This window comes from Flavobacterium sp. Arc2 (genome assembly GCF_041431385.1).
Classification (GTDB): Bacteria; Bacteroidota; Bacteroidia; order Flavobacteriales; family Flavobacteriaceae; genus Flavobacterium.
On the sequence record NZ_JASMRH010000006.1, the window covers coordinates 38235 to 56522 of the forward strand.

Annotated in this window: 19 protein-coding genes and 1 pseudogene; 1 reads left to right on the top strand and 19 read right to left on the bottom strand. The window is 35.0% G+C overall.

Annotated elements, in window-relative coordinates:
• Window positions 1-160 precede the first annotated feature (160 nt).
• From fabD to QO182_RS05340, 12 genes and pseudogenes are all read right to left on the bottom strand, one after another.
• Complete coding sequence (fabD, locus tag QO182_RS05285) at window positions 161-1036, bottom strand: ACP S-malonyltransferase (protein WP_371560315.1); 876 nt, start codon at window positions 1034-1036, stop codon at window positions 161-163.
• A gap of 291 nt (window positions 1037-1327) precedes the next feature.
• Window positions 1328-1855 (bottom strand): NADPH-dependent FMN reductase, encoded by a 528-nt coding sequence (locus tag QO182_RS05290; protein WP_371560317.1) that lies wholly within the window; start codon window positions 1853-1855, stop codon window positions 1328-1330.
• 32 nt (window positions 1856-1887) lie between these two features.
• Window positions 1888-2043, bottom strand: coding sequence for a (4Fe-4S)-binding protein (locus QO182_RS05295; RefSeq protein ID WP_371535782.1), 156 nt, complete (start codon window positions 2041-2043; stop codon window positions 1888-1890).
• A 39-nt stretch (window positions 2044-2082) separates the two neighbouring features.
• A complete protein-coding gene (locus QO182_RS05300) occupies window positions 2083-2490 on the bottom strand; it encodes an OsmC family protein (RefSeq protein WP_371535785.1) in 408 nt (135 codons plus the stop codon).
• Window positions 2491-2525: 35 nt separating this feature from the next.
• Window positions 2526-2810, bottom strand: a complete 285-nt coding sequence (locus tag QO182_RS05305) for a GNAT family N-acetyltransferase (protein ID WP_371560319.1) — start codon at window positions 2808-2810, stop codon at window positions 2526-2528.
• 13 nt (window positions 2811-2823) lie between these two features.
• A complete protein-coding gene (locus QO182_RS05310; protein WP_371560321.1) occupies window positions 2824-3540 on the bottom strand; it encodes a pirin family protein in 717 nt (238 codons plus the stop codon).
• 207 nt (window positions 3541-3747) lie between these two features.
• Window positions 3748-4323, bottom strand: coding sequence for a Crp/Fnr family transcriptional regulator (locus QO182_RS05315; RefSeq protein WP_371560323.1), 576 nt, complete (start codon window positions 4321-4323; stop codon window positions 3748-3750).
• On the bottom strand, window positions 4323-4658 hold the full coding sequence (locus tag QO182_RS05320; protein ID WP_371535795.1) for a DUF6370 family protein: 336 nt from the start codon (window positions 4656-4658) through the stop codon (window positions 4323-4325). Before QO182_RS05320 ends, QO182_RS05315 begins: the two co-directional genes overlap by 1 nt.
• 2 nt (window positions 4659-4660) lie before the next feature.
• Window positions 4661-5824, bottom strand: a pseudogene (purT, locus tag QO182_RS05325) (formate-dependent phosphoribosylglycinamide formyltransferase); the annotation flags it as partial.
• Between the two features lie 349 nt (window positions 5825-6173).
• On the bottom strand, window positions 6174-6626 hold the full coding sequence (locus tag QO182_RS05330) for a PA2169 family four-helix-bundle protein (protein ID WP_371560325.1): 453 nt from the start codon (window positions 6624-6626) through the stop codon (window positions 6174-6176).
• 254 nt (window positions 6627-6880) lie between these two features.
• Entirely contained in the window at window positions 6881-8068 is a 1188-nt protein-coding gene (locus tag QO182_RS05335) for a pyridoxal phosphate-dependent aminotransferase (RefSeq protein ID WP_371535801.1), read from the bottom strand.
• A 109-nt stretch (window positions 8069-8177) separates the two neighbouring features.
• Complete coding sequence (locus QO182_RS05340; RefSeq protein ID WP_371535803.1) at window positions 8178-9269, bottom strand: fatty acid desaturase; 1092 nt, start codon at window positions 9267-9269, stop codon at window positions 8178-8180.
• A gap of 108 nt (window positions 9270-9377) precedes the next feature.
• Here QO182_RS05340 and rsmG point away from each other — a divergent pair, with 108 nt between their 5' ends.
• Window positions 9378-10007 carry a 16S rRNA (guanine(527)-N(7))-methyltransferase RsmG gene (gene rsmG / locus QO182_RS05345; RefSeq protein WP_371560327.1) on the top strand — a complete coding sequence of 210 codons (630 nt, stop codon included), beginning with the start codon at window positions 9378-9380 and terminating at the stop codon, window positions 10005-10007.
• Between the two features lie 110 nt (window positions 10008-10117).
• Here the strand turns inward: rsmG and pruA are convergent, their stop codons facing one another.
• From pruA to QO182_RS05380, 7 genes are all read right to left on the bottom strand, one after another.
• A complete protein-coding gene (gene pruA, locus QO182_RS05350) occupies window positions 10118-11746 on the bottom strand; it encodes an L-glutamate gamma-semialdehyde dehydrogenase (protein ID WP_371560329.1) in 1629 nt (542 codons plus the stop codon).
• 169 nt (window positions 11747-11915) lie between these two features.
• A complete protein-coding gene (gene apaG / locus QO182_RS05355; protein WP_371535811.1) occupies window positions 11916-12302 on the bottom strand; it encodes a Co2+/Mg2+ efflux protein ApaG in 387 nt (128 codons plus the stop codon).
• Window positions 12303-12383: 81 nt separating this feature from the next.
• The gene (locus tag QO182_RS05360; RefSeq protein WP_371560332.1) at window positions 12384-13643 is read right to left on the bottom strand and encodes a DUF5103 domain-containing protein; all 1260 of its coding nucleotides are present in this window, start codon (window positions 13641-13643) and stop codon (window positions 12384-12386) included.
• Between the two features lie 82 nt (window positions 13644-13725).
• On the bottom strand, window positions 13726-14496 hold the full coding sequence (locus QO182_RS05365; RefSeq protein WP_371535816.1) for a class I SAM-dependent methyltransferase: 771 nt from the start codon (window positions 14494-14496) through the stop codon (window positions 13726-13728).
• Between the two features lie 188 nt (window positions 14497-14684).
• Window positions 14685-15503 (bottom strand): type I methionyl aminopeptidase, encoded by an 819-nt coding sequence (map, locus tag QO182_RS05370; protein WP_371535818.1) that lies wholly within the window; start codon window positions 15501-15503, stop codon window positions 14685-14687.
• 43 nt (window positions 15504-15546) lie between these two features.
• The gene (locus QO182_RS05375; RefSeq protein WP_371535821.1) at window positions 15547-16935 is read right to left on the bottom strand and encodes a TolC family protein; all 1389 of its coding nucleotides are present in this window, start codon (window positions 16933-16935) and stop codon (window positions 15547-15549) included.
• Complete coding sequence (locus QO182_RS05380) at window positions 16935-18284, bottom strand: HlyD family secretion protein (RefSeq protein ID WP_371535823.1); 1350 nt, start codon at window positions 18282-18284, stop codon at window positions 16935-16937. The genes QO182_RS05375 and QO182_RS05380 overlap by 1 nt, the downstream gene beginning before the upstream one ends.
• Between the last annotated feature and the right edge of the window lie 4 nt (window positions 18285-18288).

Sequence of the window (18288 nt, forward strand, 5' to 3'; positions counted from 1 at the left end):
TGTTGGTTAAATGTACAATTTTTCAGATAACACAGCTGTTTAATTAAAAAGGAATCACTTTCCTGTTTTTGTTACTTATATGAAGTGAAAAATCTCCATAAACTTTCGCTTATGGAGATGGTATGTTTAAGTATAAATTGTAAAAACTGCTACCTGAAATTTAGGCGTTAGCTGTAACTGCTTCTTTATCGATTTTTCCAATCAACCCAGCTAATACTTTTCCAGGGCCAACTTCAGTAAATAAAGTAGCACCATCAGCAATCATTTGCTGTACAGACTGCGTCCATTTTACTGGAGCTGTCAATTGTATGATAAGGTTTTTCTTGATCTCTTCTGGAGATGAAACTGCAGTTGCAGTAACATTTTGATATACCGGGCAAATTGGAGTCGAGAAAGTAGTCGCTTCAATCGCTGCTGCTAGTTCTTCTCTTGCCGGTTCCATCATTGGCGAGTGAAATGCACCACCTACGGGTAATAATAAAGCGCGTTTTGCTCCAGCTTCTTTCATAGCAACACATGCTGCTTCAACAGCCGATGTTTCTCCCGAAATTACTAATTGTCCCGGGCAGTTGTAATTTGCAGCAACTACAACACCGTCAATAGAAGCGCAAACTTCTTCCACAATAGTGTCAGCAAGTCCTAGAACTGCCGCCATAGTAGAAGGTGTTATTTCGCATGCTTTTTGCATTGCCAAAGCTCTTTTTGAAACTAATTTTAATCCGTCTTCAAATGATAAAGCTCCATTAGCAACCAATGCCGAAAATTCTCCTAATGAATGTCCAGCAACCATTTCTGGTTTGAAATCATCACCTAAAGTTTTAGCTAAAATCACCGAATGTAAAAATACCGCTGGTTGCGTTACTTTAGTTTCTTTCAATTCTTCGGCAGTACCTTCAAACATAATGTCTGTGATACGGAAACCTAATATTTCGTTTGCTTTTTCAAATAAGTCCTTTGCTAATGCAGAGCTTTCATACAAGTCTTTGCCCATTCCTGTAAATTGTGCACCTTGACCTGGAAATACGTATGCTTTCATAAAAAGTTGTTTAAAGTTTAAGGTTTCAATTTTCTCCAATAATTAAAATAAAACCGTCTGCAAAAATACTATTTTTTTTAGGAGCAGCAACTTTTGTTCTTCTAATCAACAATCTTCCTGCTGTACGCTGCAATCTTTATATCCTGAATTTGCTTCAGGATATAAAGGATTTTCACTTCCATCAGGGCTAAAGAGAAACAGTCGTTTTTCAATAAATAAAAAAAGCGTTGTGCTTATAACAACGCTTTTCTCACTAAAAATGGAAATATTTCCTGAGTAAGTGAGTATAAATTATAATTCGATTGATTTTATAATTTCTAACAACTGATTGTTTAAATCGGCATTAATGATTCCATTAGTCGTGTCAAAATTTTCATTGAAATTAGGTAACGAAAAACTTCCTTTTACCACAGCACCTTGAAAAGGGAAACGATTTTTTGCAATTTCTAAAACGGAACTTCCTCCTCTTGGCCCTGGTGATGTAGCTAATATTAGGGTTTGTTTGTCTTGAAATGTTTTAGCGTGAATTCTAGAAGTCCAATCAAAAATATTTTTAAATGCCGTTGAATAAGCACCGTTATGTTCTGCAAAAGAAATCACAAGTAAATCTGCGGTTCCCAGTTTATCAAAAAAATCTGTTGCTAAGGTTGGAATTCCAGTTGCTGCTTCTTTGTCTGTTGAGAAAATGGGCATTTCATAATCATTCAAATCTAAAACTTCTATTGAGGCATTTTCAAATTGTCCCGCAGCATAAGTAGCTAACTGCTTGTTAATAGAGTCTTTACTGGATGAAGCGCCAAAAGCGATAATTTTTTTCATGTTTATTTGTTTTTGTAATACGTTAATGCGCCCTAGGAGCATTTATTAATTGTATCTATAATTTTCTCCGTCGAAGAAGAGTCAATCTTGATCCAAGTCTTTTCTTTTGGTTGGAACCCACCTGGATTGTTTCTAACACAGTTTCCGGAGTGAATGCATTTTGCGGATTGCCACCACGGTAACCTCACCGTTTGTATATTATTTTGTAATGTCTTTTGCGCCCATAATTATAGCGTTGTATTAATTACAATGTTGTTTTTTAATAGTTTTGACACCGGACATTTTTCGGCGACATTTAATAATCGCTTTTTAATATCGTCTTCAATTTCTGTTGGAAAACTAATTGATCTTGAAATTGTTGTCGTGAGTTCAGGGTCACTTTCTTGGTAAAAGTTTAATGAAATATTTATTTCAGGAATATCCCATCCTTTTCGATCAATATACATTCTTAAAGTAGATAGCGTACATGATGCTAATGAGGCTAGGAGTGTAGAGTAAGGATCAGGACCAAGGTCTTTTCCTTCAATACTCTCAGGTTCATCCATAATAAGTTGGCCGTTTCTCCAAGTAATAGTGCACAAATACTTTTGAGTGCCTATGTGTCCCGTAATATCTTCGTCGAATACATTTTCCATGCTTTAATTTTTAAAATTATCCCTTTCGGGTTAGATTACAAAACATCTCTTAATTCAGGTGTTTTATCAAAAACGCTTTTAGCAAACGGACACAATGGAAGAATTGTTATACCTTTTTCACGACTAAATTTTACCGCTTCAAACACTAATTTTTTGCCAAAACCTTTTCCTTTGTTGCTGGGGTTTACTTCCGTGTGGTCGATGATGATTTTAGTTGCACCAGCAAAGACAAATGTCAATTTTGCTTCGGTTTTATTATCTACTTTTAAATATAAAGTACCCTTTTGATCATTGTGTTCTAATTCTATTACTTCAGTCATAATGGGGTTCAGATTAATGTTTCATTGGAATTTCCATTAATAAAAACTCGGCATCAGAAGCTGCTTTAATATCCAGAGAATTAACATTCCAAATTCCGAAACCGTCTCTAGTTTCTAATTCTTGACCGTTAATCGTCAGGCTACCAGAAAGTATAAAAGCATAAACACCATTTCCTTCTTTTTTCAAGTTGTAAGCTGCGGTTACTCCTTTGTCAAATTTACCCAAATGAAACCAAGCGTCCTGATGTATCCAAACGCCTTCATCTTCTGCATTAGGCGAAAGGATTTGTTGTAGTTTGTTTTTTCTTTCTTCGGGATTCAAAGAAATTTTTTGGTATCTCGGTGCTATATTTTGTTGGTTTGGAAAAACCCATATTTGCAACAATTTCGTTCTTTGGTCGTCGTTTGGATTAAATTCACTATGCTTCACTCCAGTTCCAGCACTCATGACTTGTACATCGCCATTTTTAATGATCTCCGTATTTCCCATGCTGTCTTTGTGCGCTAAATCTCCTTCAAGCGGAATGGTGATAATTTCCATGTTGTCGTGAGGATGTGTGCCAAAACCCATTCCTGCAGCAATTGTATCATCATTTAAAACGCGTAACGCTCCAAATTGTACCCGATCTGAATTGTACCAACTTCCAAAACTAAAACTATGGTAAGCATTTAACCATCCGTGATCTGCATGTCCTCTTGTATCTGCTTTATGTAATACTGTATTTTCCATGATGAATTAAATTTAGTGATTTTATACTACAAATTTACAAATAGTGTAGCGTGATCGCACTTAACCTAGATTAAGAAAATTAGTACTTAGTGTTGAGGGTAATAAGTGTTCAGTAAATAACTACTTAGTGGAGAGGTTTTAAAGATTGGGTATTTATAATAAATTCGCTTGATAGGACTGCTACTAAAAAAGATTGAGTACTGGCCACTACTTTCTGAGCAACTTCGATTTCATCCTACTAAAGAATTCTGGAGTAACACCGATGTAGGAGGCAATTTGTTTTTGAGGTATTTTTTGAAGTAGCGTAGGGTATTTTATGCGAAATTTTTCAAAGCGCTCTTCTGCGGATAAACTTAGATTATCCATGAGGCGTTCTTGGTTCGCAACCAAGGAGTTTTCAGTCAGGATTCTGAAAAAACGTTCTAGTTTTGGGATTTCGATATATAGAAGTTCTTGGTTTTCTTTTGAAAGGAGAACGATTTCGGCATCTTCTAAAACTTCAATAAATAGATTGCCCGGTTTTTGTGAAATTAAGCTATACATGTCGCCAATCCACCAGCCTTCGCAGGCGAAAGTTAAAATGTGTTCGACTATATTATCGTTGATATTGAAACTTCTCAAGATTCCCGAATTCACAAAATAGGAATGTTTGCAAATTTGTCCAGAATTCAATAGAATAGTTTTTGCTTTAAAAGTATGAGTCTCAGTTTTAGAGAGAAACAGCAGTTGCTCTTTTGGAGTAAGTGCAATGTGTTTGCTGATATTTTGAATGATTAGCGACACTATTTTTGCTGTGTTTTCTTTTCTTCAGGAAGTAATTTGAATGATGAAGCTACAAAACGATTGTTTTTTATTTCACCCACAACGGCTGCTTTTCTAACAGTAACACAAAAACCATCATTAGCGTGAGCATCACCATGAGAATCGATGGCAGTACCATCTACAAAATATGATTTTCCGTCGATACGCACTGCTAAGTCACATCCTTTTTTTTTCATTCCAAATTGACACTGGCCACAAGAAGCTTCAACAATTTGAGATTTTGATTCTTCTTTGTTTTCTTGAGCACTTACTATGGCTGTAACGAATAAAAATGTTGCTAAAAGTATTTTTTTCATGATTACGAATTTACTTTAATTAAGGCAGCAGCTGCTTTTGCTCTTTCGACAATTTCTTCGATTGGGGTTTGTAATGCGTCATTGACTAATGCAACTCCCATTCTGCGATACGGTCGTGAAGAGGGTTTGCCAAAGAGTCTAAAATCAGTTTTAGGGAGACAGGCAATTTGTTCTAATCCGGTGAATGTGGGGTTTGAACTATTTTCTGAAGCTGAAATTACCGCACTGGCAGCTGCTTTTTCTAGGGTAATTTCGAATATAGGTAAGCTTAAAATAGCACGTAAATGCAATTCAAACTCATTAAAGTTTTGTGTTCCTGCTAGCGTTACCATTCCTGTATCATGTGGGCGAGGGGACAATTCAGAGAAATAAACGCCATCATCAGCCAAGAAAAATTCTACCCCAAAAAGACCTGCTCCACCAAGAGCTTCAGTCACTTTTTCGGCCATATCTTGTGCTTCATACAAGTCCTTATCTAAAATTCTGGCGGGTTGCCAGCTTTCTTGGTAATCGCCACGTTCTTGACGGTGACCAATGGGTGCACAAAATAAAGTTGGATTATTATTTTGAACAACGGTTAACAAGGTAATCTCCGAATTGAATTTGACAAAAGCTTCAACAATCACTTCTACAACATCTCCTCTTGATCCTTCCACGGCATAGTTCCAAGCTTTCTCGATGTCAGCTTCTGTTTTTATAGTCGATTGTCCTTTTCCTGAGGAAGACATTAATGGTTTTACCACACAAGGCATCCCAACGGCTTCGACTCCTTTTTGCAATTCTTCGGCAGTAGTGGCGTAGCGATAATTGGCAGTTTTTAAGCCCAGTTCTTTGGCAGCGAGATCCCGAATGGCTTTACGGTTCATAGTAAAGTTGGCCGCTTTTGCAGAGGGAACTACAGTGATCCCTTGTTTTTCGTAATCGTAAAAACGTTCAGTACGAATAGCTTCTATTTCAGGAACAATAAAATCAGGTTTGTGTTTTGCTACAATACGATCGAGTTCTACTCCATCAAGCATATTAATAATTTCAAAACCATGTGCAACTTGCATGGCGGGTGCGTTTTCATAGCTGTCAACAGCAATTATGGTTTGCCCGATGCGTTGCGCTGCGATTGCAAATTCTTTTCCTAATTCACCTGAACCTAGCAATAGTATTTTCATGTTTTTGTTGTCTTTATTGAAATGTAAAAATACTGAATTGCTTTTTTTGGTGACCGCAAATTCGCAAATTATTTTGAGAAAAATGGTTGGAATTTAAAGGAACTCATTTTGTGCCGCAAAGTCGGGAGACATTTGCGGAGCAGCTACACTTTGCGGAGCTTGGTAGAATTGGATCATTTTTAGAGCACTGTTTGCGTGAGGGATAGTAGCGGCATCCTTTTATGTAGCGGAGCGGAATAAAAGATACAGCGAATAGCCCGACCCTTTTGGGACACGCCTAAAAAAAATCCCTCACGAAATCTCTTAAGGGATTTTAACAACTATTTTAAGATATATAAGTATGTATGGTAGCTTAATTATTTAAGTTTAGTTTCATTAAAATAGCTTTAATGCTACTTAATTGTTTTGTAAGAAGTGCTTTTTGACTAGCTTGTAATTCCTCTTTCTTTAAGGCCTCTTCGTATTTTTCAATCGCAGCTTCTTCACCAGTAATACAAGCATTAACTATAGCCTCAGTATCACCACTTGTAAAAGTTGATTTGAAGTCAATCCAAGCACGGTGTAAAGTGCTTAATACTCCACCTCCAGCGGTATCAGTAGATTTTCCTAATCTGTTAATTTCATCTTGTAGTTCTACAATAAATAAGGCGCGTTCTCGTGCATATTGTATAAAATCACTTTTAATGGCTGAGTTTTCTATATGCTCAGCGGCATTGGTATACCCAAGTTTTCCGTCTTCAAGAACAGCAATTAATTCATCTAATGTACTAACAATTTCTGTTCTGTTTTCATCTGTATTTGTCATGATATTTGTTTTTAAGTATATGTATAATACAAAGATGGGAATAGAATCCATTTATTGTTTTACAACATTTCTATCCTTTTTTATAAAATTGTGGAATCAAGATTTTATAGATTATTTTTTTTATCGCGTTAAACTTTAGAGTTGGTATTCGGATGTTTATGGCGGTTAGGCTATTTTTCACTGAGGAATATAGTTAAAAAAAGTGCCTCAAGAAATGAATCTTGAGGCACTGTAATATATAGGTAAAAAATGAATTAAGCTACTGCTTCTTTTATTCTTTTTAGAGCTTCTATCAAGATGTCTTCGCTTGTTGCGTAAGAGAAACGGATACAGTTTGGATTTCCAAAAGCATCACCAGTTACAGTTGCTACATTTGCTTCTCCCAAAAGATACATAGAAAAATCGTTAGCATCTTTAATTAAGGTTCCTCTTAATGTTTTTCCGAAGAAAGAAGATACATCAGGAAATACATAAAATGCACCTTCTGGAACGTTGATTTTCATTCCTGGAATTTCTTTAATTAATCCTACTACTAAATCTCTGCGGCTGTGGAAAGCTTGAACCATTTCGTTCAACACAGATGGATCAGCATCTACAGCAGTAATAGTTGCACGTTGTGCAATACTATTAGCGCCAGAAGTTACTTGACCTTGGATTTTAGTACATGCTTTAGCAATAAATTCAGGTCCTCCAATATAACCAATTCTCCATCCTGTCATTGCAAATGCTTTTGCAACTCCGTTTACGGTAACTGTTTTTTCTAACATTCCTGGGATAGATGCAATACTGCAAAAAGTTCCCGAGAAGTTGATGTGCTCATAGATTTCATCTGCAACCACAATTATGTTAGGATAATTTTCTAATACTTTAGCTAATGCTGTTAATTCTTCTCTATTGTAAACAGAACCACTTGGATTACAAGGAGAACTGAACCACATCATTTTTGTTTTTGGTGTGATAGCTGCTTCTAGCTGAGCTGGAGTGATTTTAAAGTCGCTTTCAATAGAAGTAGGTACTTCAACTGGAACTCCTCCAGATAATTTTACGATTTCGAAATAAGAAACCCAGTATGGTGCTGGTAAAATAACTTCGTCACCATCGTTTAACATTACTTGTGCAATGTTGTATAAAGATTGTTTTGCTCCTGTAGAAACTACAATTTGAGATGGTTTGTAATCTAAATCATTGTCTCTTTTGAATTTTCGGCAAATTGCTTCTTTCAATTCAGCATATCCGTCTACTGGAGAATAAGTACTGTAATTTTCGTCAATCGCTTTTTTAGCTGCTTCTTTGATAAAGTCAGGAGTATTGAAATCTGGTTCTCCTAAACTTAAACTGATAATGTCTTTTCCTTGTGCTTTTAGTTCTCGCGCTAATGCTGCCATTGCTAATGTTTGTGATGTAGCAAGGTTGTTAATTCTGTCTGAAAGTAAATGATTCATTAAAAAAGTGTTGATTGCCCTAACTTGTTAATAGAAAATGAGGGTGGTTAATTATTTATTTGATTCTATCGAGATGCGCTGTAAAGCATCATCTATACAATGTGTGTTCTTACATTGCTGGTTTCATTCCTAAATCTTTCAAATGTTTGAAATGAGCAATAACGGCACTTCGCATTGTTTTGTATTCGTAATATGGCAAATTGCATTCTGCTGCAGTTTCCTTAACGATTTTTGCAATATTACCATAATGAATATGGCTGATATTTGGAAAAATATGATGTTCAATTTGGTGATTCAAACCACCAGTATACCAGTTTACTATTTTGTTTTTTGGAGCAAAATTAGTCGTGGTAAATAGTTGGTGAATTGCCCAAGTGTTGCCCATTTCTCCTAATTCGTTTGGAGAAGGATTATCTGTTTCTTCGACAACGTGTGCCAATTGAAATACGACACTCAAAATTAATCCAGCAGTATAGTGCATGATAAAGAAACCAATTAATACTTTCCACCAAGCAATTCCAATAACGATAGGTAATACAATCCAGATAGAAACGTAAATTACTTTTGTGATAATCAAAGTTGTCCAAAGTGTTTTTGGGCTCTTGGCTTCACCGTATGATAATTTTCTTTTTAGGTAGGTTCTCATTTGCTTAAAATCGGTTGTAATTGCCCAATTGAAAGTTAATAAACCATATAAAAAGACAGAGTAGTATTGTTGAAAGCGATGGAAAGAATGCCATTTTGCATCTTTTGTAAATCGTATAATTCGTCCAGCATCCAGATCTTCATCATGGCCAGGGATATTAGTATAGGTATGGTGCAATACATTGTGTTGAACCTGCCAGTTGTGTACATTTCCGGCAAGAATGTAAATGGTACCACCCATGAATTTATTGACCCAGTTTTTGTTAGAATAGGAACCATGATTTCCATCATGCATTACATTCATCCCAACTCCAGCCATACCTATGCCCATAACGATTGTTAATAGTAGGTGTGCCCAGAAAGGCATATCAAGAGTTAATATTAAAAAGTAAGGCGCAAGAAAAACGGTTATCAGGATAATAGTTTTTAAATGGAGTTTCCAGTTCCCCGTTTTTTTGATATTATTTTCCTTGAAGTAATTGTTAACCCGTGAGTTAAGCGTTCTAAAGAACTTTAATTTATCTTGCTTCGCAAATGTAGGAGGTGTTTTGATCATATAATAATGTAATAAGTTGTAAAGATAATTATTATAAATTTTAACTATGCCAAATTGAGTTAAATATTTAAGAGTTAAAAACTGTACTTTTGTTAAAAAATTTGAACGATGGACGAGATTCTTAAGTATTTTCCTAATTTAACTGATATCCAAAAGGAGCAATTCGAAAAGTTAGACTTTTTATACCACGATTGGAACGAAAAAATAAATGTTATTTCGAGAAAAGATATTGACGCTTTATATACAAAGCATATTTTGCATTCTTTGGGGATTGCCAAAATTATAGATTTTGTACCAGGTACTTATGTCCTTGACGTGGGAACTGGTGGTGGATTTCCTGGAATTCCATTAGCGATTCTTTTTCCGGAAACACGTTTTCATCTGATTGACATAATAGCAAAGAAAATCAAAGTAGTTCAGGCTGTTGTTGATGCATTAGGACTTGAAAATGTTAAGGCAGAACAATTAAGAGCAGAATTAGTTAAAGGTGATTTTGACTTCATCGTGAGTCGCGCCGTGACTAATATGCCGGATTTTGTTTCTTGGATAAAAGACAAAGTAAAAAAGAAAAGCAAGCACGAGTTGAGAAATGGTATTCTCTATCTAAAAGGCGGAGATTTGACGGAAGAGTTGAAAGACTTTCCAAAAGCAACACAATACGATTTGGCTGATTTCTTCGAAGATGAATTCTTTGAGACAAAGAAGGTGGTTCACGTACCTTTGAAGTTTACGAGTTAGGAAATTCGAATTCCTATTTATAGAAAAACCCACAAAATCTCAAACGAATTTGAGTCTTGTGGGTTTTTATTTATGTTGTACTTCGTAAATAAAACTTGGTACTAAAAAAACTATTCTCCCAAAAATGGGTATCTGTAATCTACTGGAGTTACAAAAGTTTCTTTTATTGTTCTAGGAGAAGCCCAACGCAATAAGTTCAATGGAGAACCTGCTTTGTCATTCGTTCCTGAAGCTCTTGCTCCACCAAATGGTTGTTGTCCTACGACGGCACCTGTTGGTTTGTCATTGATATAGAAGTTACCAGCAGCATTTTGTAATTTTACAGTCGCTACTTCAATAGCATAACGATCTTGGCTAAAAACAGCTCCTGTTAATGCATATTCAGATGTAGTATCTACTAATTCTAATGTTTCTTCCCATTTAGCATCTTCGTAAACGAAAATAGTCATTACTGGTCCGAATAATTCAGTTGCCATTGTAGAGTAATGAGGGTTTGTTGTAACGATAACTGTTGGCTCAATAAAGTACCCTACTGATTTGTCGTAGTTTCCTCCAACGATGATTTCAGCGTCAGTATCTTTTTTAGCTTGGTCAATAAAACTAGCCAATTTATCAAATGAACCTTCGTGAATTACTGCAGTAATGAAATTACTAAAATCTTCAGGAGAACCCATTTTCATTGATTTTACATCAGCGATAATTTGTTCTTTTACTGCTGGCCATATACTTTTTGGTACATAAGATCTAGAAGCTGCTGAACATTTTTGTCCTTGGAATTCAAAAGCTCCACGAACAATTCCTGTAGAAACTTGTTTTGGGTTCGCACTTGAATGCGCTATGATGAAATCTTTTCCACCTGTTTCACCTACGATTCTTGGGTAGGTTTTGTAGTGGCGGATGTTAGCTCCGATTTTTGCCCAGATATCTTTGAATACGTTAGTTGAACCGGTGAAATGCAATCCTGCAAAATCACGACTTGCCAAAACCGTATCGGTGATCATTTCAGGGTCTCCGAAAACCACATTAATAACTCCATCAGGAACACCTGCTTCTTTGAATACTTCAATAATGATTTGTGCTGAGAATACTTGACTGTCGCTTGGTTTCCAAACAACAACGTTACCCATCATTGCAGCACTTGCTGGAAGATTACCGGCAATCGCTGTAAAGTTAAATGGTGTAATTGCATATACAAATCCCTCAAGAGGTCTGTATTCTAGACGGTTCCACATATCTGAAGTAGATGTTGGTTGGTCTCCGTATATTTGAGTCATGAATTCTACGTTGAAACGTAAAAAGTCAATAAGCTCACATGAAGCATCAATTTCTGCCTGATGAACATTTTTAGACTGCGCAATCATTGTTGCAGCATTGATTCTAGCTCTGTATGGTCCAGCAATAAGTTCAGCTGCTTTTAAGAAAATAGCTGCGCGTTGTTCCCAAGCCATATTTGCCCAAGCTGTTCTTGATTCTAATGCATTTGCAATAGCTTTCTCAACATGAGATTTTTCAGCAAGGTGATATGTTCCTACGATATGTTTATGGTCGTGAGGAGCCGACATGTTTTTAGTATTTCCAGTTCTAATTTCTTCGGCTCCGATATATAAAGGAACGTCGATTTTAGAATTCCACATTTTAGTATAAGCTGCTTGAACGGCTGCTTTTTCAGGTGAATTTGGTGCATACCCTTTTACTGGTTCGTTTACCGCTTTTGGTACGTGAAAAAATCCTTTTAGCATGATATTGTAATTTGATAACCTGTTAGTTTACAGGTAAGATTAGACAATTGAACAAATAAATTATTCAAAAAGTTGCGAATAATTTATTTCATAGCAAAAGTACAAAGGATAAATTAAAAATATGATAAATAAACTATAAGAAAGTGAAATATATTCAGAAGAGTAAAGATTAGTTCAATGCAAACGGCGCACATAATTTAAATGTGGGGATAAAAACCTTGAAGTTTTTTGTACTCGTAAAGTTGATCATGTTGAAATAACCTTTCATAGCACCGTATGGAGAGCCTAATAAACATCCAGAACTGTAAGTATGAAGTTCGCCAGGTTTTAGAACGGGTTTTTTTCCAATAATTCCTTCGCCATCAACAATTTCAATATTGTTTAAAGAATCATAAATTTCCCAATGACGAGAAGTTAGTTGAACAGAATCTTTGCTATGGTTCTCTATTGTTACTTGGTAACTAAAGGCAAAATGGATCTTATAGTTCTTGAAGTACGTGCCTTCAAAACTAGTCAATACTGAAATTTTTATGCCTCTTGTTATTTGAGATACCATTATGGAATAGTAGTTAAGTGTCTAATAGATAACAAATTTACAAAATTTTGATTTTGTATTGAGGCTTTTCTAACTATTTTTTTAATTGATGATGTTTAGGGAGTTAGCGTTTCCTTTTCCAACTACCCTATCATAACGATCTGTGTTTTTACGATAATAGACTAGAATTGTATAATCATTTTCTGTTTGGTAAAAATTACCGTCTATTGCATTTTTATTATCGATGGCTCCTTTACGGTCGACAATCACATATTCAAAATTTGTAAATCCTTGTTTTATCAAAAGGGCTTTTTCGTATATTCCTTTTTTTGGATTGTAGTCCATCTTGAATTCAGGAGTCAGGCTATAATTGTTAAACATCCCGTTAATATAGATTGCGTTGTCGTTGTTAAAAGTGGGAGCAGAGAGGCTGAAATAAACCCAAGCATAATCTGCTTCAATCTCACTATTATTAGTCGCATTTAAATTGCGAACGACAAAATTTCCATTAATATCTTCGTAGACGGTATAAGGAAAATTTGCACGTGCGTTATTTGTGTATAAATAGGAACTGTAGATATCAGTCGTTGCATCAACACGTGCGACGTTATTATTGGCGGCTCTAATATCTTTGTTTTCAAAATACAAAAATTCGTTACCGGCCCAATACTGAGTCTCAGTATCGTATTTATAGATTAAATCATTCCCAATGGTATATTGCGGTTGAATATTTTTCATTGCACTATCGAATTTCCCGTTTTGTAGTAAAACTACTTTTACATTTTTTAAAGGATTTTGAAAAGCGAGCGTATTCGATTTTATGGAAAATTCTAGGTTGTGCTTGTATTCTAAATTGCTTACCGTTCTTGCTCGTTTTACCTGCAAGGGAACTGTTACCAAATCTTCATACAAAATAAACTTTCGTGTAAACACAATCTCTTTATCATTATTTAAAACTTTCAGAATGTAATTTCCACTAATACGCAACTGCTGCGTAAACTGATTTGGGATAGATAATGTATAGTGGGAATAAATCTGTAAGGTGTTAAACGAGTTGGTGTAATTTTGAATCCTTTGGTTGTCAAAACCCTGTAGGTATTCGTTTTTAGGAATTTCTGATGGTTTCCAGTTATAGTCGCAGTGAATTATTTCGTAATAATAATCTGCTTCATTTCCATATAAATCATCAAATTGTAATTGGAATCCGCTGCCTAATTCAAATATAGGAACAACATTTTCATTGTTCTGAATAAAGGAAACGGTCTTGATGTTAAATGGCGGGGCGATTTCATTTTCTACTTGTGCAGTAGCTGAAGTAATGATGAAAAGCAGTACTATTTTTTGAAAAAAGGAATTAAGCATAATTATTAAATTGCTGAAATGTAAATATAACGAATTAAGTTATACCATGATTATGCCAGTTATTTACCGCGTTTTAAGTGTGTTATTTAAAACACACAGGAATGATTTCACCTTTTGCTAAACAATATTTTTCCACGAGTTCTGGAGCAATTTTATTTGTATAATCTTCTTCAATTACTTTAAATCCAATGCTTCTTAGTTTGTCAAAATAATCACGACCATAAATACGAACATGATCATACTGTCCAAATATCTTAGCGCGTTCTTTTTGATCGGTTATTGTGTCGTCAGAAAAAGTTACTGCTCTAGATAAATCTTGTGGAATTTGCAAAATCGCCATTCCGCCAGGTTTCAATACACGATACAATTCTTGCATTGCTTTCGTATCGTCTGGGATATGTTCTAAAACATGATTACACAAAATTACGTCATACTGATTGTCTTCAAATGGTAAATCGCATATATCTGCTTTTACATCTGCCAGAGGAGAGAATAAATCAGTAGTCGTATAATCCAGATTTTTCTGGTTTCTAAATAACTTATAAAATGCTTGTTCAGGTGCAAAGTGAAGTACTTTCTTTTTTACATTAGAAGTAAAAAAATCTGATTCTTCATTAAGAAATAACCAAAGTAAACGATGTCTTTCTAAAGAAAGTGTGCTTGGTGATAGTACATTGTTCCTTTGTGTTCCGTAGCCATAAGGCAAGAACGATTTAAAACTTTTTCCATCTATAGGATCGGTAAATTTATCCCCTTTTAAAGCTAAAGCCAAAACAGGTCTGGCTACATAACTTAAACGAATAAGCAATGGGCGAGGGATGGTATTGAGTATTAATTTAAACACATATTTCACAGATGCTCACAGATTAATTTATAAAATAATTCTTTTGTATTTTAGATCTTTCTTTTCACAAATAACTAGCAATCCAATTTTGTTTTTAGAGGCTACAAGTTAGTTTTGAGTTTACTTTATTGCATAGATTTTTCAATAATTTTTATGTACGTCTCTAAAAATTATTGAAAAATCGGTGTTCTAAATAATTATAACACTAATGGTACTTTTCTAAATTCGTCCTCTTCCGTACTCACAATTCCTAAGGCTTGATATACATAAGCAAATGTGGATAATATTTCTGGTTTACCGTCGATAAGAGCAACGTCATGCTCAAAATGGGCACTTGGTTTATTATCGGCTGTGGTTATTGTCCAACCGTCTTTGTGCTGTTTAATGTTTTTTGTTCCTAGGTTGATCATTGGCTCAATTGCTACAACCATACCTTCTACAAAAAGTTTTCCACGACCACGTTTTCCGTAATTAGGCATTTCTGGATCTTCGTGCATTTTTTGCCCAAGACCGTGTCCGACTAATTCACGAACTACTCCGTATCCGTGTGATTCAGTATATTTCTGGATGGCATTACCAACATCTTCTACGCGATTTCCAGCTTTGAATTCGCGGATACCTACGTACAATGATTCTTTAGTAACTTGTAATAGCTTTTTAGTTTCTGGATCTACTTCCCCTATTTCAAATGAATAAGCATGATCTCCATGGTATCCATTTTTATAAGCGCCACAGTCTACTGATATGACATCCCCACTTTTAAGAGGCGTATTGTTTGGGATTCCGTGTACAACTTGTGCATTCGGACTCATACATAATGAGTTTGGGAAGCCATATAAACCTAGGAAACTAGGGACAGCACCATGGTCACGAATGAATTCTTCTGCTAATTTATCTAAATGTAATGTGGTAACTCCTTCTTTAATTTCAGAAGCAATCATTCCTAATGTTTTCGATACTATTAAAGCACTTTCGCGCATTAATTCTATTTCTTCGCGGGATTTAACTATGATCATACTTTGTTATTTTCAGTTTGCAAAAGTACGATTTTAAAATTGTTTAATCAGGATTGGCCATGATTTTAAAAAGTTCCGAATTAGAAACATAAAATCGATTCTCTAAAGTTATTTGAGCAAGCTGCGCACTCACCAAATTATTCTCGCGAGTATTGATTAAAAACAGAGAGCTTTCGCCAATAGAGAACAAACGTTCTTCGGCATTTAGCATGGTGCTATTGTCTTTAACCAAGGCCTTAATTAATGTTTTTTGTTTCAAAAGAGATTCGATTTCAAATTTTTGAGCATTGATTTTATTGCTTAACTGCACTTTCTCTAAATTTAAAACGAACTCAGTTTCTTGTATTTTGTAGTTGGCTAACTTCAAACTTCCGCGCTCTTTTCTTAAAAATAAAGGAAAATAAAAATCCAATCCAATTTTGTAATCTTGAAATTGATAGTTGTCGATATAACTTGGTTCAGATAAATAAGTGTAACCAATATCGATTTTAGGTAATAGCATATTCGCTTTTAATTTCTTTTCAATAGTTAAAATATCAATTTTAGAAGTAAGAGCATTTATTTTTGGATGATTAGCAATGTCAAAATCTTGATTTACTAAATCATTTGTTTTTAAAGTTTCCTGAATGGTAAATTCCAATTGGGTTTCTGGAATTAGGTCATCCGAAAGTTCTAGTGGAATATTGTTTTCTAACCAAAGGAAATTAGATAACTCAAGTTTAGCTTTGTTTAATTTAAGTGTAGCGTCTTCTAAACTAAGCAATCTGTTTCTGATAATTATTCCTGCTTCTACGCTGTCAATTGCAGGTTTGTCGCCGTATTTAATCAAGGATTGAATTCCTTTATATCTAATTTCGGCGTTTACTTTATAACTTTCGTACAGTTTTACTTCATTGTTGGCTTTTTTCCAATTAAAATAGGATAGGGAAGCATCATATAAAACGGCGATGGCCTGTAGTTTTCGCTCCGCCTGACTCAGTTGAATTTGTATTTTAGCTTTCCTTACATCAGCCATTCTTTGGTTGATAAGCAAACCCTGTCCCAATGGAACACTTATTCCTAGTGATGTCAATCCTTTATTAGGAACCGTGTTTTCAGGGTTTAGATAAATCCCTTCATTGTTGTCAAAACCTGCTTTAATTTCGATTCCGTACCAAGTGGGGATTTTAAAGCTACTGTTTAAAATTGAGTAATACTCCTTATCTTTAAATTGTTTTTTATTAAAATCAACGTCTATTTTAGGGTCAAAGCCACCGCGAGCCATCATCAGGTTAGCCTGGGCTTTACTAATTTCTAGATTTGCATTTTTTACCAGCGGATGGTATTTTTTTACATATCCCAAATATTCGTTATAGGTGAATTCGTTTGCCTCTTTTTGTTGTCCAAAGACAGCAAATCCTAAGAATAGAAAAACGAGAATTAGGTGCTTCATTATTTCTTTGCTTTAGTTTCAGTGGTTGCTTTTTTGTAATAATTCGGAGGAAATCCGTTTAAGGTTCTCCATATTTCAAACCATATAGGAACAGTATCTAATAGTGCAATTGTTTCTGCTCCTGAACCTATGCTAAGTTGTTTTGGCCATTTAGCTTCGTTTTTATCTGGAGCAATCAGTACTCTGTATTTTCCATTGTCACTTATGAAATTTTCAATAGCCACTATTTCTCCTCCAAAAGTACCATAAGACATATCCGGCCAGCCTGAAAAGACTATCGTTGGCCAACCGTCAAACCAAACTCTTACTTTCGCTCCTCTGCTGATCAAAGGCAGATCTATAGGATTTACATACGTTTCTACCGCGATATCATATACGGCGGGCATAATTGTTACAATAGGAGTCCCTTCTTTTATAGTCTCGCCAATTCCAGACTGCAAAGCCCTGTTGATATAGCCGCTTTGTGCCGCTTTTATGTAATACATTCCATTTCTAATGCTATAATTTGCATATTGATTTTCAAGTTTACTTACTTGTGCTTGGGTGTCGTATTGATTACTTAAGGCTGTGTATTGGTCACTTTCTGCTTTTGCAACCTTCTCTGCATATTCCGCATTAATTCTATTAGTTTCAACTTTAGAGTTGATATATTCGTTTTTACTACTAAGAAGTTTGTTTTCTTGCGTTATAATCTTTGCATCTACTTCTTGAAGCTTTAATCTTTTTTCTTCTACATCAGTCATTGGCTTTAAACCTTCTGTATTTAGTTGTAACGATCTGTTGTATTGTGTGTTTGCAATTTTCAAATGTGTTTTCACAGCGACTAAGTCCATACTATCACTTTTTATTTTAAGAAGCGACTGTAGGATTTTATTTTGTGCTTGTTCTAGTTTTAATTTTTTTTCAATTTCAATAGATTGAATTTGGTTCGAAAGTGTAGTTACTTTCGAGCCATAAGATTGTAAAGACAGTTTTTTCGCGTTTACTTGGTTCTGAGTGTTTTCAACAAGATTTGGATCCATATAATCTTCTTTGATTTCAGATATGTACAAAATTGTGTCTCCTTTGTTGACAAAATCACCTTCTTGAACATACCATTTCTCGATGCGTCCTGATATCACACTTTGTATGGATTGCGGTCTTTGATTAGGCTTTAAAGTAGTAACTGCACCAGAGCCAGATATATTTTGTGTCCAAGGCAAGAAAAGCGCAGCAAGCCCAATTACAGCAATTAGAACAATTATTCTGTTTAAGATTTTATAATGCGCCTTATTACTCAAATTCTGGATTGTTTTATAATGATCCAGAGATTGAAGCTTAGGTTTGTTGTTATCAGATATATTAAGCATTTTT